Below are 13,708 nucleotides of genomic sequence, written 5' to 3' on the forward strand. Positions count from 1 at the left end.
CCGGCTGGAGCACTCCCGCGCGACAAGCGGCCGGGGGCACGGTGAGGGTGGGTGCATGACGGAGGAGACCACTACGCTGACCGGCCAGGAACCGCCCCCGGTACGGGACTGGCCCGCCCTCGACCTGGACGGGACGGACTTCGACCCGGTCCTCGCGGAGCTGATGCGCGAGGGGCCGCTGACGCGGATCCGGCTGCCGTTCGGCGAGGGATGGGCATGGCTGGCCACCCGCCACGACGACGTGAAGCTGATCACCAACGATCCGCGGTTCAGCCGCGCGGAGGTGACAACACGTCAAGTGACGCGGATGGCACCGCACTTCAAACCGCGGCCGGGTTCACTGGCCTTCGCCGACCAGCCCGACCACAACCGGCTGCGCAAGGCGGTCGCCGGGGCCTTCACCGTCAGCGCGATGAAGCGGTTGCGGCCCCGCGCGCAGGAGATGCTCGACGAGCTGGTGGACGGGGTCGTACGGGACGGGCCGCCGGCCGAGCTGATCGAGCGGGTGCTCGAACCGTTCCCGATCGCCCTGGTCAGCGAGGTGATGGGGGTGCCGGCCGCCGACCGGGAGCAGGTGCACACCTGGACCCGGCAGATCATCTCCACCTCGGGCGGGGCCGAGGCCGCCGACCGGGCCAAGAGCGGTCTGTACGGATGGATCACACAGACGATCCGCTCCCGCGCCGACAGCACCGGCGAGGACGTGTACTCCCTGCTGGGCGCCGCCGTGGCGCGTGGCGACCTCAGCGAGCCGGAGGCGATCGGCCTCGCCGGTCCGCTGCAGATCGGCGGCGAGGCCGTCACCCACAACTGCGGGCAGATGCTCTGTCTGCTGCTCACCCGGCCCGAGTTGCGGCAGTGGTGGCTGGAGCGGCCCGAGGCCCGTGACGCGCTGCTGGACGAGTTGCTGCGCTTCATCCCCCACCGCAGCTCCGTGGGCCTGGCGCGGATCGCCCTGGAGGACGTCGACCTGCACGGACACCGCATCCGCGCGGGCGAGGCGGTGTACGTCTCCTACCTCGCCGCCAACCGCGACCCGGACGTCTTCCCCGAGCCGGACCGGATCGACCCCGGCCGCGCCCCCAACCCGCACCTGGCCCTCGGCAACGGCCCGCACTACTGCACCGGCGCCGTCCTGGCCCGCCTCCAGACCGAACTGCTGCTCGCAACCCTGCTGGACCGGCTCCCGGACCTGCGGCTCGCGGTCCCGGCCGACCAGGTCGAGTGGCGGCGCAGGACGATGATCCGGGGGCCGCGGACGCTGCCGTGCACCTGGTGACCCGGGAGCGCCCGCGACCAGGTGGCTAGGCCCGCAGCCACTCCGTCACCACGACATCCCCGCCGGTCCGCAGCCGTAGCGCGAACGGGCCGGAGAGCGGTGCGTCGCCGGTGAAGCGGCCCAGGTCGTCGGCCGTGAGCGGGGAGCCGGGGCGGGGGCCGCCCAGGACCTCGATCCGGGCCGGTTGCGGGGGCAGCACCTGTCCCATGAGCCCCTGTGGGGTGACCTCGACGTCGACGGTGACCTCGCCCGCCCGGAAGGTCAGCATCCTGGGCGCGTCGGTGTCGCCCCGCACCGGGAGGGCGTCGACCAGCGAGTCGAAGGTCAGCTCGGCGACCCGGGCGTCGAGGTCGTGCAGCGCGTACGCGTCGACGGCGATCTGCTGGAGCTGCGCGGGCACCGGGTCGAGGACGGCGGCGGCCTGCCGCAGTTCCTCCTCCAGCAGTCCGGCGTCGAACTCGTCGTCCGTCCAGTCCTCTTCGCTGATCAGGCCGTCGTCGTTCATGTCGCTCATATCGCCCCCCGTGCCTCGAGCCGGGCCCGCAGACGCCGCAGACAGCGCTGGCGCAGCGGTCCGATGCTGCCCACCGCGATACCGAGCGCGGCGGACACGTCCTGATAGCTGGGCGGCGGCGTGGCCATCAGCACACGCAGCAACTGCCTGCACCGCTCGCCCAGTTCCTCGAACTCCTGCCACAGCCGCCGTACGCGTTCGCTCTGGGCGGCGGCCTCCTCGGAGTCGAGCAGCGACTGTTCGGGCGTGCCCTCCTCGCTGACCCGGTCCAGGATCTGTGGATCGTCCGTCAGGGTCAGCCGTTGCGAGCTGCGGATGACCTTCAGGCACTCGTGGCGCGCCGTGCTCGCCAGCCACGCGCCCGCCTTGCCGGGTTCACGAATGCGCCCGAGGTGCTGGGCGAAGCGGAACCACGCCGTCTGGTACACCTCGTGGGCGTCCGCGTCGGAGAGCCGGTGGGCGCGCACCACGGACCACACCAGCGGGCTCAGCCCCTCCACGAGCGCCTTCCAGGCCGCCGCGTCGCCGTCGGCGGCCGCCTGGACGAGCGCGCCGGCATCAGTACGGTCCACAGCAGCCCCACCCCTCGAGTACGGCAGGTCATGGTACGCCGTGGAGGGGGCGGCTTCGGCCCTCACGGGCCGGGGACCAGGCGCACGACCGGGACCGGGCGCCACGTGGGCGGACGCAGCGCGGGGACGTGCGCCCCGCGCACTTCGGCGAGCCCGGTGTTGGCGGCGAGCAGCTGCTGCCGGGCCGCGCGCGGGTCGGTCTCCTTGTGCGCCGTCATATGGGCGGCGACCATGCCCGCGGTCATGGGCGTGGCGAAGGAGGTGCCGCTCCACTGCGCGTACCCCTCGAACATCACCTGGTCCGGCTTCGCGGCCGCGTTCTTGTCGTTCCCGTCGCTCAGCACTCCGGTGTGGCGGGGGTGACGGCAGGTGCAGCCGTAGCGGAAGCCGTAGCGGCAGGAGTCGTACGTGGAGTGCTGGTACACGTACGGGACGGGTGTCTCGAAGCCGGTGAGGGCGCTGGTGAGGCGCTCGCCGGGGGCGTAGACCCGCACCCAGGGGCCGTGGTTGGTGAAGCAGGCGCCGAACTCGCCGTCGCTGCGCAGGGCGCCGACGGACAGCACCGAGTCCTCCCAGCCGGGGAGGTCGGCGTAGGCGGCGGGCCAGAAGGGCGTGGCGCTGCCGTTGTTCCCGGCCGCGGCGACCAGCAGGGTGCGCTGCTCGCGCAGTTCCCGCATGAAGTTCTCCACGCCGAGCAGGCCGTCGGTGCGGCCGTTGGAGGTGCCGGCGGAGAGGCTGAGGACGTCGGGCCAGCCGCCGGCGTCGACGGCCTCGAAGAGCTTCTCGCCGAACTCCGACTCCAGGATGGCGCCCGCGTCGTTGAGGCTGCCGCGCACGGTGATGTCGGTGTTGGGCGCGACGGCGGCGACGAGCCCGGCGATGAACGTGCCGTGGCCGACGTACTGCTGGAGGATGCCCTGCTCGTCGCACTCCTGAACCTGGGCGTCGCCGTCGGTGTGGGAGAGCAGGTCGCAGGAGCGGTAGTCCTTCATCAGCCCGGTGTCGACGACGAGGACACCGACGGCGGTGTCCGGGTCGTACGCCGTGTCGGCGGCGGCCGGGTTGAGCGGTTCGCTGAGCGGGACGGGGACCGGTTCGTCGCCGGGGCAGGCGTTGACCGCGATGTGGACGACATGGTTGCGGGCGGCCATCCGGTGCCCGGCCCGGTCCTCCCGTTCGCGCACGGAGCGCAGCGCCTGGGCGACGGCGCGGTCGGCTTCCCGGCCGCCCTCATCGGGGTCGCCGACGCGGATGCGGGTGATGCCGCTGCGGTTGGTGCGCGGGCCGGCCCGGCGGATCTGGTCCTGGTCGAGGTCGGGGGCCGCCGTGAAGTGGGCCCGTACGGTGTCCTCGACAATGCCGGCCTCCTCGCCGTCGCGGACGAGGACGACGCCCTTCTCGTACATGAACTCGGCCGAGTCGTCCGGGCCCATCGCGAGGGGGACGTCCGGCATCGAGCGCTGGATCTGTTCGAACTGCTCGTGGAATCGCTGAGGTGCCATGGCGGGTCCTCCCACTGGGCGACGGCGTCGGTCGGTGCGGCGGAGCGGTCGTCGGTACGCGCCGATCCTCCTCGACATGAGCCGCGGGACGGTCATTTGATACAGCGCCGGACCTGTGGGGTGTGGTCGGGGGCCACTACCATCCGAGGAGTGACAGCGGGAAACGACTCGGTGGCGGCACTGCTGCCGATGGTGTTCGCCGATCCGGGCGAGGCTCTGACGCGGGCCCGGGCGCTGCTCGACGCCGATCCCGACCCGTCGCACGCCTCCGTCGCCCATCAGGTGATCGGCATCTGGCAGCGGGACTTCGGCGATCTGCGGCTCGCGCTGAACCATCTGCGCCGGGCCCGGGACTTCGCGGCGCGCGCGGACTCGGCCGACCGGGAGGCGGACGTGCTGGCCACGCTGGGCGTGGCGCTGGTGCACGCGGGCCGGACCCGGGAGGGCCTGGCGGCGTTCGAGCGGGGGGTCGCGCGGGGCGGCGGGCACACCCGGGCGCGGGTGCTGTACCGGCGGGCGTACGTGTGGTGGGTGCTCGGCCGGCATCGCGAGGCGCTGGAGGACGTACGCCGGGCGGTTCCCGTGCTGCGGCAGGCGGAGGACGTGATCTGGACGGCGCGGGCACTGACCCTGCGGGCGACCGTGCATCTGGCGCTGGGGTCGGTGGAGCGGGCCGAGGCGGACTTCACCGCGGCCGAGGCGCTGTGGGACACCACCGGCCAGGAGCACGACAAGGCCGACGCGGTGGAGAGCCGGGGGCTCGCCGCGTTCCGCTCCGGTGACGTGCCGGTGGCGCTGCGACTGCTCGACGAGGCGGAGGAGCGGTACGCCCGGCTCGGCACGCCGACGTTCATGCTGAACATCCGGCGCTGCGAGGTGCTGATGGCGGCCGGGCTCGCGCCCGAGGCGCTGGCCGAGGCGGACGCGGCGATCAGAAAGCTCGACGGGATAGGCGGGCAGTCCACACGCAAGGCGGAGCTGCTGCTCGCCGCCGCGCGGGCCGCCCGGCTGGCCGGGGATCCGCACACCGCGATCGCCCGTGCCGCCCTCGCGGTACGGCTGTTCGCCGGGCAGCGGCGCACCTGGTGGGAGACGCACGCCCGGCTGGTGCTGATCGAGGCGCGGCACGCGGCCGGGCGGGGTTCGGGACGGCTGGTCGCCGACGCCGCCGCGGTGGCGGAGAAGCTGGCCTCGTTCGGGGCTCCGGCCGCGCCGGAGGCGTCGCTGCTGGCGGGCCGGATCGCGCTGGGCCTGGGCTGGACGGCGGACGCGGAGCGGCATCTGGCCGTCGCCGCCCGCAGCAGGCACGGCGGTCCGCCGCTGGCGCGGATGACGGGCTGGGCGGCGCAGGCGCTGCGGGCCCGGGCCGCCGGGTCGGCCCGGGGTGTGCTGGAGGCCTGCCGGCGGGGTCTGGACGTGCTGGACGACCACCGGATGACGCTGGGCGCCTCGGAGCTCAGGGCGCGCGCCACCGAGCAGGGCGCGGAGCTGGCCGCGCTCGCCCAGCGGGCGTCTCTCGTGTCGGGCGGGCCGCGGCGGCTGCTGGTGTGGAGCGAGCGCTGGCGGGCCACCGTGCTGTCCACGGCGCCGACCCGGCCGCCCGCCGATCCGGAACTGCTCAGCGGCATGACGGCGTTCCGTGAGATCGCCTCCCGTGCGGAGGCCGCCCGGATGGAGGGCCGGCCGGTCCTGGCGCTGGAGCGTGAACAGCGCCGCCTGGAGCGGGAGATCCGCTCCCGGACCCTGCACATGCGGGGCGAGGCGCCCGGGGCCGGGGACCGCTTCGAGGTCGGCACGCTGCTGGAGCGGCTGGGCGACGAGGTGCGGCTGGTGGAACTCGCCGTGCTCGACGGGCGGGTGCAGGTGCTGCTGTGCGGGCAGGGGCGGGTGCGCCGGTTCGAGGCCGGGCTGCTGGCCGAGGCGGAGACGGAGGCCGAGCACGTCCAGGCCGGGCTGCGGCGGCTGGCCCATCCCGGGGCGGAGGCGCGCCTTCCGGTGGTGGAGGCGGCCGGGCGCCGGCTGGAGGAGCTGCTGCTCGGCCCGGCGGCGGCGCACCTGGGCGGCGGACCGGTGGTGATCGTGCCGCCGGGGCGGCTGCACCGGGTGCCGTGGGCGCTGCTGCCGTCGCTGCGGGAGCGGGTGCTCAGCGTGTCGCCGTCGGCGGGCAGTTGGCTGCGGGCCAAGGAGACCGCGCCGCCGCCGGACGGCTGCCATGTGCTGGTACGCGGCCCGGGACTGGCGACCGGCGGCGCCGAGGTGCCCGAGCTGGCCGGCCGGTACGGCTGTGCGACGGTCCTGGAGGAGGGCGAGGCGCGGGTGCCTCGGGTGCTGGAGGAGCTGGACGGGGCCGCGCTGGCCCATATCGCCGCGCACGGCACGTTCCGCGCGGACAGCCCGCTGTTCTCGTCCCTGCGGATGGCCGACGGGCCGATCGTCGTGCACGACTTCGAGCGGCTGGACCGCAGCCCGTACCGGATCATCCTGTCCTGCTGCGACACCGCCCGCCTCGCGTCCGTCGGGGCCGACGAACTGCTGGGCCTGGTCACCGCGTTGCTGCCGCTGGGCACGGCCGGGGTGGTGGCGTGCAGCGCGCCCGTCAACGATGCCGCGGTGGTGCCGCTGATGCTGGCGCTGCACAAGGGCCTCGACGCCGGCCTGTCCCTGGCGGAGGCGCTGCGCGACGCCCGGGCCGCCCTGCCGGGCGACGCGCTGCACCAGGCGACGGGGTGGGCGTTCTCGGCGTTCGGGGCGGCCTGAGGGCGCGGGGCTTGGGGCGGGGCTCGGGGGCAGGGCTCCGGGGCGGGGCTCCGGGGCGGCGCTGGCGGGCCGGGGCTCACGGGCCAAGGCTCACGGGCCAAGGCTCACGGGCCAAGGCTCACGGGCCAAGGCTCACGGGCCAAGGCTCACGGGCCAAGGCTCACGGGCCAAGGCTCACGGGCCAAGGCTCACGGGCCAAGGCTCACGGGCCAAGGCTCACGGGCCAAGGCTCACGGGCCAGGGCTCACGGGCCAGGGCTCGCGGGCCGGGGCTCGCGGGCCGGGGCTCGCGGGCCGGGGCTCGCGGGCGGGCTGAAGAAGGCGGCCTGACCCGTCCCCTGTGCGGGTCAGGCCGCCGGTCTCGGGTGCGGCTCAGGCGGGCTGGGCCTCCGGTACCTCGGTCAGCCACGGCAGGGCGCCGCGGTCGCTCGCGCCGAGCCGGGCGTAGGCGCTGTAGAGGTGGTTGCCGACGGTGCGGATCGACAAGGTGAGGCGTTCGGCGATCTGCCGGTTGCTCAGGCCCGCCGCCGCGAGGGTGACGATCTGCCGCTGCCGGGCGGTGAGTTCGCCGAGGACCAGCCCGGACAGCGCCGGCGTACGCGCGCCCTGGCAGCGCCGGGCCAGTGCCACGGCCCGGGTGCGGGAGTGCCGGGCGGCACGCGGCTCGCGGTGTGCCCCCACGGCCTGGGCGTGCGCCTCGGCGGCGAACAGGGTGAAGCCGCGCCGCTCCAGCTCCTCGGCGACCTCGTCCAGGGCCGGGCCGTCGGCGCGGGTCAGGGCGTCGGCGTGCCGGGCGAACACACCGGTGAGCCGGTCGATGACCTTCTCGGGGGCGCCGAGCCGGACGGCGTCGTAGGGGTCGGCGAGGTCCGCGAGGACGGTGTCGAGGTCGCCCCGAAGGTCGGCGGCGGGATCTCCCGACTGGGCTGCGGCACGGTCGAGTTCGTCCTGGCACGACATGTCCGAGGGCGTACCGCGCAGCCCCTCCCTCGCCCAGGCCGCCGCTTCCCGCAACTCCCCGCGCAGCCGGGCGAACCGGGCGCGTACGGCGGCGTACCCGCACGGCAGCGTGCCGCCCTCGGCGACCAGCCACTCCCCCACCGGCGTGGGCATGGCCCGTACGTCGTCCCGGTCGATGCGGTGGGCCAGTGCGGCCGACTCGGCGTCGAGGGCGGCGGCGTACTCATCCGGTGTGCGGGACAGCCGGCGCGCCCGCAGCCGGCCGGCCGCCGCCCGGAGCACCGGTCCGTGCAGGGGGTGGGCGAGGCGGACGGTGCCCGCGTCGTCGACATGGATCAGGCCGTCGGACTCCAGGGCTTCCAGGGCCCCGAGGTCCGCGTCGTCCGGGCGCAGCGGCAGGGGTTCGGCGAAGGCGAGACGGTCCAGGGTCTCGCGCTCGCGAGGGCAGGTGCGGCCGAGGACGGGGGCGGTGCGCTCCCGTACGGCCGTGGTCAGCGGCACCGGGCCCCGCCACGCGCGTTCCTCGGTGCCCGGGACGTCGGTGAGCCGCCCGCGCACCGCGCCCAGCAGATCGCGCAGCAGCCGCAGATCGCCCCGGCTCAGGCGGTGCAGCCGGCCGACGGTGAGCGGGTCGAGGGGGCCGGCGCCGGCCGTGAGGAGCTGTGCGGTCTCCTCCTGCGCGGGCGGCTCCAGAGTGAGGCGCGGCAGCAGTTCTCCGGTCCACAGCCGGGAGATCGCGCCGGGCACCGGGGTGCCGTCCGTGGCGACGACCAGCAGCCGGGTGCGGCCGTGCACGGCGAGTTGGTGGACCAGGGCGGCGGAGGCGTCGTCGAGGAGGTGCGCGTCGTCCACGACCAGCGTCCGTACGCCGGACAGGAGCTGGACCGCGCGGTGCAGGGTGACCGTCTCGGGCAGCAGAGGGGCGAACGCGGCGAAGGGGAGGGCGCGGCTCTCGGGCGTACCGGCCGCCCGGGCGCAGTCGGTGCCGCGGACCGCCTCGGTGACGAGGCGGGTCTTGCCGCAGCCCGCCGGGCCCGTCACCACGATGCCGCGGCGTCCGCCGGTCAGGGACCTGCGGACCAGCTCCAGTTCGTCCTCCCGCCCGGCGAAGGGCCAGGGCAGCTCCAGGGGCGTCGCGTCCCGCTCGTAAGTCGTCACACAAGCATGAGCGCGGCTACTCACTTCTGATACAGGGCGACTTGAGTAGCCCCCGACTCAGGCGCCCGGAACGGCCCCCGGGGCAGGCTGTGGCCATGACCGCACGCTACTGCTCGCTGGCTCAGACGCCGGCGCCCGCCCCCGCACCGGGGCCGGCGGCCGAGCGGCTGAGCGCGCTCGCGAGCGGGCGGCGTATGTGGGTCAACGGCACAGTGCTGCACTACTGGTTCTTCGACGGCGACAGCGACGCGTCCGTCATCCCCGTGCCGGGGACGGGGATGACGCGACGGGTGTCGTGGGCCGGCGCCGAGGAGCAGCGGGACGTGGTGCGCTCCTGCTTCCGGGAGTGGCAGGACCTCGGCACCGGGATCTCCTTCGCCGAGGTCGACGACCGCTCGGAGGCCGAACTGCGCATCGGGTTCCAGCTCGGCGACGGCTCCTGGTCGGCCGTGGGCCGCGACGCGCTGCTGGCCGGACGGCACGAGCGCACCATGAACCTCGGCTGGGACCTGACCGCGCCCGGGGAGCGCGGGACGGCCCTGCACCAGATCGGGCACGCGCTCGGCATGCTGCACGAGCACCAGAGCCCGTTCGCCGGTCTCCACTTCGACGACGAGGCGGTGTACGCCGAACTGGCCGGCCCGCCCCACCACTGGAGCCGGGAGAAAACGCACTACAACATTCTGCGCAAGCTCGACCCGGACGAGGCCAACGGTTCCGTCTGGGACCCGCAGTCGATCATGGAGTTCCCGTTCTCGTCGGGGCTGGTGCTGGAGCCGGAGCAGTACCGCGCGGGTCTGAACCCGCCCGGCACCCTGTCCGCCGCCGACAAGGAGTTCGTGCTCCGCTGGTATCCGCCGGCTCATCCGGCGGGACCGTCCGAACTGGTGCCGTTCCGCTCGGCGCCGCTCGGTCTCGGCCCGGGCGAGCAGGCCGACTTCGTCATCGACCCGCCGGAGACCCGCACCTACACGCTGGGCACCTTCGGCGACGGCGACACCGTCGTCGTGGCCTTCGAGGAGCGGGACGGGGAGCCCCGTTACCTCGCCGGGCAGGACGACGGAGGGACGGCGCGCAACGCCACGATCAGCGCCCGGCTCGTCAAGGGCCGCCGCTACCACGTCCGTGTACGCCTGTACTCCGCGTGGGGTTCCGGCGAGACGGCGGTGATGTGCTGGTGACAGCACCGACGCGCCGCGCGGACACCTGAGCCACAGTCCGGCACCGGGGGAGCGGTCGAGGACGTCGCCCATGGGGGTGGGTGACGTCCTCGACCACGCCATGTCCTGGACCACCCGTGCCCGCGACCACCCCGTGTCCCCGCCCACGCCATGTCCTGGTTCACGCCCGGGGCGGGGGCGCACGGCCGACGGACGCGGTGCCGTCGAGGGCCTCGCCGAGGGCGGCGGGGCGGACGCGGGGCGCACCGGCCCCGGCGTCGTGGATCCACCCCAGGGGTGAAGAGCGTTCACCGGCGGCCGACATGGGGCATCGTGCAAGGGAACGGCTGGCAATGGCGTTACGCCGTCCGAGTATTGATGCCTACGCTTGATTGCTCTCGCGGCTGCACGTCCGTACCGGAAGACGCACGAGGTGCCGGCGGCCCGACTACGCTCGCGGCGTAACACCGGGGGATGGGGGGGGGAGAGCGGGTGGAGACGTCCCGACGCGACCGTGACCGGCGGCCGAGGCCGCGGGCGGCGGTTCCGGCCGTCCTGCTGTGGGCGCTGGGCGCGCTGGTCCTGGGCGTTCTGATCGGTCTGGCGGCGGATCCGTCGCGTCTGGTCGGCACCACCGGGTACGTCTTCGCCACCGGACTGCTGCTGGCCGTGGGCTTGTACGGCAGCACGTACGGCATCGATCTCGCCGATCTGCGGCGTGATCTGCGCGGTGTGGTGGCGGCGGTCACGCTGGGAGTCCTCCTCAAGGCGGCGATCGTCTCGGGCGTCATGGTCTGGGCGTCGGGGCACCCGGAGTATCTGATCCTCGGCATCGTCGTCGCGCAGATCGACCCGCTGTCGGTGACCGCCCTCGGCAGGGACGCGCACATGTCGCGGCGCGCCCGGTCGCTGCTCACGGCGTGGGCCTCCTTCGACGACCCGATGACGGTCCTGCTGACGCTGTACGTCGCCGGATACGCCTACACGGCCGCGGGGCACCCGGGCACACCGTCGGTGGTGGGCGGCGGGGCCCGCGGCTACGCCCTCGGACTGGCGTTCAACGCGCTGCTCCTGGCCGGTGCCCTCGCGCTGTGGTGGGCGGGCGGCAGGCTGTGGCCGGCACGGCGGGCCCGTGAGGAGTCCGCGGAGCCCGGCGAACTCGACCGCCCCCGGCGACCGGTGACACCGCTCGGCGCGCTGCTGGTCGTGGCCGTGCTCGTGCTCGCGGCGGCGAACATGCTGATGCTCGCCGTGGCCGTGGCTGGACTGTTCCTGCGCGCGCGGGCCTTCGCCCGTCCGCTCGCGCGGGCGGTCACCAGCGCCTTTCTGCTCGCGACCGCCCTGCTGGGCCTGTTCGCCGCCCAGGGGGTGTCGCTGGGCCCGGGAGTGCTGCTGGGCGTCTCGGCGTTCGGCGCACAGGCGGTGGTGGCCGTGCTGCTGATGCCCCTCTTCGTGCGCGGCCTGTCCCGAAGGGACCGGATCCTGCTGGGGATCGGCCAGCAGAACGGTCTGACGGCCGTGCTGCTCGCCCTCACCCTCGAACGCGACTTCCCGAAGACGGTCGGCATCGTCGCCCCGGCCGTGGTGACCGTCAATCTGCTGCACTACGGGGCGCGCATGGCGTTCGGCTGCTGGTCCCGCCACCGGGCCGGGAAGAACCGGCAACCCACGGGTGAACGGCGGCGTCTCCCCCGGCATCCGGCGGCCGACGAGGGCAGGACGGGCGAGACACCGACGGCGACCGACGGACTGCGGTCCTCCGCGTAGCCGGATGATGCGCGGCGGCCCGGACGGGGCGCGGCCAGGGGAACGGGGAGGCCGGATGGGTGAGCGGAGAGGGAGCCGTGTCAGGCGTCCCCGCAGGAGAGCGCGCTGGCGCCCCGTCCTGCTGCTCGGCACGCTGCCGCTGCTCCCCGCGACCGCCGGACAGGCCGCCGCCGACACGGGCAGGAGCGATGTCCGGCTGGTGTACTGCCTCGCCGACGAGCACCGTGGCGACCTCCGGGACGCGGCGGTGCGGCTCGGTGTGGTGGGGCGTGTTCCGGGTCCGGTCGGCGGTACGGACGCCGTACGGGTGCCCGGCGGCAAGGGTGGCGTGATGTCGCTCGACGACTGGGCCGACAAGCGGCCGGGCGACTTCGCACGGGTCTGCGAGGCGGTCATGGCCGCAGCGGGCGAACCGGCGGGGGCGTCCGCGGACCAGGGCGGCGGTGGGCTGGGCGGGTTCGCCGACGGGGCTCTGCTGCTGGCGACCGGCGCCGTGCTCACCGTGCTCGGGCAGAAGACGGAACGGATCTCGGCGGAGCGGCGCACGCACGGCCGGCAACTCTCGGCGGCCGTGCTGGAATTCCGGAGGATCGCATGGCTGTATCTCGCGGAGTACGAACAGGTGGCCGAGACGGACCACGCCGAGGTGTCACGGGCCCGGGAGGCGCTCAGCGGCCTCCTCGCCCTGGTGCCCGGCCCGGCCCCGCGCCGTGCGGCGGCCCGGCTGCTGGCCGACTCCCTGCCCCTGGCGGACAGACTGCCGCGCAGCCGGGACGGGGAACTCCTGCGACCGAACGACAGAAAGAACGAGGCGGACGCCGTGCGCACCATCCTGGACCGGCAGACCCGGGAGGTGGGCGATCTGCTGCGCCCCGCCCCCGTGTGGTGGCTGCGCGGGCCACGGCACGACGGCCGTCCCACAAGCTCCGGAGGGCAACACGGATGACCAACTCCGACTGGGCGAACCCCTACGGAGTGCGCAAACCGTACGGATCGAACGGCGCGGGCAACGGCGACGGCCGTGACAGCGGCGCGAACGGTTCCGCCACGCTGAGCGCCGACCACCCCCTGGTGCCGTGGAAGCAGCCGGACCACATGCACCAGTGGGTCGACGTCGACCACTCCCGTGACGAACTGGACCGCTTCGAGGAGGACTGGCCCCACCTCGACGAACTCCTCGACTCGAGCTCCGGGCACGGCCGGGTGGTGGTCGTCAGCGGACAGCCCGGCATGGGCAAGACATCGCTCATCCACCGGTGCATCCACGAGGCACGCCGGCGGATATCGGCGGCGGCGCCCGCGGCCGGGAACCCGCTCGTGCTGTTCGCCCCGACCGCGGGCCTCGACAACGACGGCCGCCGGATCAGTGTCGACCCGGACGGCCGGTCGTTCGCGCCGACCCGGCTGATCAACGCCCGCATACGCCGCGAGATCGCCAAGAGGCTGCTGCTGCACGAGTTCCCCGAGCCCCGGGTGCAGGCGATCATCTCGGAGGAGGACCCGTTCCAGGCCTACAGCGAGATGAGCGATCTGCTGATCCAGCACAACGCGCTGCTCTTCGTCGTGATCCCGCACATCCGGTGGAACGACGCCCATCTCCGGGCGGCTTTTCTGCGCACCTGTCTGAGCCCCGCGCACCCCAGGATCGTACTTTTCGTCGAAGTGAGCCACGGCGCCGCGGAGACCCCGAGGGACGTGACCGCCGCCCTCGCCGGATCGGCGGCCGTCACCCATCTCGCGCTGCGCGAGCTGGACTCCGAGGACATCTGGAGGTTCAGCCACAGCGCCCGCGCCGCCGGCGGCGGACCGCACAGCCTGGTCGAACCCGACAGGAGTTCCCTGATGGCAGCACACGACGAATGGAAACCCTCCGACGTGCGCGAACTGCGCAAGGTCTTCCACTCGGCCGCAAACGCCCTGCGCAGCGCGCCGCACCCCTGGGCGATCGACGCCGACGCGCTCAGACCCCACTGGGAGAGCCGGCGGGCGCGCCGCGACGCCCTGCTCCGTGAGCCGATCCTGCCCCGCCCCGGCGGCTGA

Annotated in this window: 11 protein-coding genes; 7 read left to right on the forward strand and 4 right to left on the reverse strand. The window is 74.4% G+C overall.

What is annotated here, in order from left to right; all coding sequences use genetic code 11:
• Window positions 1-55 precede the first annotated feature (55 nt).
• Window positions 56-1,279 carry a cytochrome P450 gene (locus tag KJK29_RS03605; protein ID WP_215117139.1) on the forward strand — a complete coding sequence of 408 codons (1,224 nt, stop codon included), beginning with the start codon at window positions 56-58 and terminating at the stop codon, window positions 1,277-1,279.
• Between the two features lie 25 nt (window positions 1,280-1,304).
• Here KJK29_RS03605 and KJK29_RS03610 read toward each other — a convergent pair whose 3' ends face one another.
• From KJK29_RS03610 to KJK29_RS03620, 3 genes are all read right to left on the reverse strand, one after another.
• Window positions 1,305-1,784 (reverse strand): hypothetical protein, encoded by a 480-nt coding sequence (locus KJK29_RS03610; protein WP_215124131.1) that lies wholly within the window; start codon window positions 1,782-1,784, stop codon window positions 1,305-1,307.
• 5 nt (window positions 1,785-1,789) lie between these two features.
• Entirely contained in the window at window positions 1,790-2,365 is a 576-nt protein-coding gene (locus KJK29_RS03615; protein WP_215117140.1) for an RNA polymerase sigma factor, read from the reverse strand.
• A gap of 62 nt (window positions 2,366-2,427) precedes the next feature.
• A complete protein-coding gene (locus tag KJK29_RS03620) occupies window positions 2,428-3,867 on the reverse strand; it encodes a S8/S53 family peptidase (RefSeq protein WP_215117141.1) in 1,440 nt (479 codons plus the stop codon).
• Window positions 3,868-4,056: 189 nt separating this feature from the next.
• Here KJK29_RS03620 and KJK29_RS03625 point away from each other — a divergent pair, with 189 nt between their 5' ends.
• On the forward strand, window positions 4,057-6,624 hold the full coding sequence (locus KJK29_RS03625; protein ID WP_251058069.1) for a CHAT domain-containing protein: 2,568 nt from the start codon (window positions 4,057-4,059) through the stop codon (window positions 6,622-6,624).
• A 371-nt stretch (window positions 6,625-6,995) separates the two neighbouring features.
• On the opposite strand, the gene KJK29_RS03630 is transcribed toward KJK29_RS03625, so the two are convergent.
• Window positions 6,996-8,741, reverse strand: a complete 1,746-nt coding sequence (locus KJK29_RS03630; RefSeq protein WP_215117143.1) for a LuxR family transcriptional regulator AbsR2 — start codon at window positions 8,739-8,741, stop codon at window positions 6,996-6,998.
• Window positions 8,742-8,836: 95 nt separating this feature from the next.
• Here KJK29_RS03630 and absR1 point away from each other — a divergent pair, with 95 nt between their 5' ends.
• The 5 genes from absR1 (at window position 8,837) to KJK29_RS03655 (ending at window position 13,708) form a co-directional block, all read left to right on the forward strand.
• Window positions 8,837-9,922 (forward strand): beta-glucuronidase AbsR1, encoded by a 1,086-nt coding sequence (absR1, locus tag KJK29_RS03635; protein ID WP_215117144.1) that lies wholly within the window; start codon window positions 8,837-8,839, stop codon window positions 9,920-9,922.
• Window positions 9,923-9,992: 70 nt separating this feature from the next.
• Window positions 9,993-10,202 carry a hypothetical protein gene (locus tag KJK29_RS03640; RefSeq protein WP_215117145.1) on the forward strand — a complete coding sequence of 70 codons (210 nt, stop codon included), beginning with the start codon at window positions 9,993-9,995 and terminating at the stop codon, window positions 10,200-10,202.
• A 191-nt stretch (window positions 10,203-10,393) separates the two neighbouring features.
• Complete coding sequence (locus KJK29_RS03645) at window positions 10,394-11,668, forward strand: cation:proton antiporter (protein ID WP_215117146.1); 1,275 nt, start codon at window positions 10,394-10,396, stop codon at window positions 11,666-11,668.
• A gap of 55 nt (window positions 11,669-11,723) precedes the next feature.
• The gene (locus tag KJK29_RS03650; protein WP_215117147.1) at window positions 11,724-12,614 is read left to right on the forward strand and encodes a hypothetical protein; all 891 of its coding nucleotides are present in this window, start codon (window positions 11,724-11,726) and stop codon (window positions 12,612-12,614) included.
• Window positions 12,611-13,708 carry an ATP-binding protein gene (locus KJK29_RS03655; protein WP_215117148.1) on the forward strand — a complete coding sequence of 366 codons (1,098 nt, stop codon included), beginning with the start codon at window positions 12,611-12,613 and terminating at the stop codon, window positions 13,706-13,708. The genes KJK29_RS03650 and KJK29_RS03655 overlap by 4 nt, the downstream gene beginning before the upstream one ends.

The sequence above is a fragment of the Streptomyces koelreuteriae genome (assembly GCF_018604545.1).
GTDB classification, from domain to species: domain Bacteria; phylum Actinomycetota; class Actinomycetes; order Streptomycetales; family Streptomycetaceae; genus Streptomyces; species Streptomyces koelreuteriae.

Excerpts from the sequence above, each read along its gene's own strand:
- KJK29_RS03605 (WP_215117139.1), top strand. The coding sequence starts at position 56 with ATGACGGAGGAGACCACTACGCTGACCGGCCAGGAACCGCCCCCGGTA.
- KJK29_RS03610 (WP_215124131.1), bottom strand. The coding sequence starts at position 1,784 with ATGAACGACGACGGCCTGATCAGCGAAGAGGACTGGACGGACGACGAG.
- KJK29_RS03620 (WP_215117141.1), bottom strand. The coding sequence starts at position 3,867 with ATGGCACCTCAGCGATTCCACGAGCAGTTCGAACAGATCCAGCGCTCG.
- KJK29_RS03625 (WP_251058069.1), top strand. The coding sequence starts at position 4,057 with ATGGTGTTCGCCGATCCGGGCGAGGCTCTGACGCGGGCCCGGGCGCTG.
- absR1 (WP_215117144.1), top strand. The coding sequence starts at position 8,837 with ATGACCGCACGCTACTGCTCGCTGGCTCAGACGCCGGCGCCCGCCCCC.
- KJK29_RS03640 (WP_215117145.1), top strand. The coding sequence starts at position 9,993 with ATGGGGGTGGGTGACGTCCTCGACCACGCCATGTCCTGGACCACCCGT.
- KJK29_RS03650 (WP_215117147.1), top strand. The coding sequence starts at position 11,724 with ATGGGTGAGCGGAGAGGGAGCCGTGTCAGGCGTCCCCGCAGGAGAGCG.
- KJK29_RS03655 (WP_215117148.1), top strand. The coding sequence starts at position 12,611 with ATGACCAACTCCGACTGGGCGAACCCCTACGGAGTGCGCAAACCGTAC.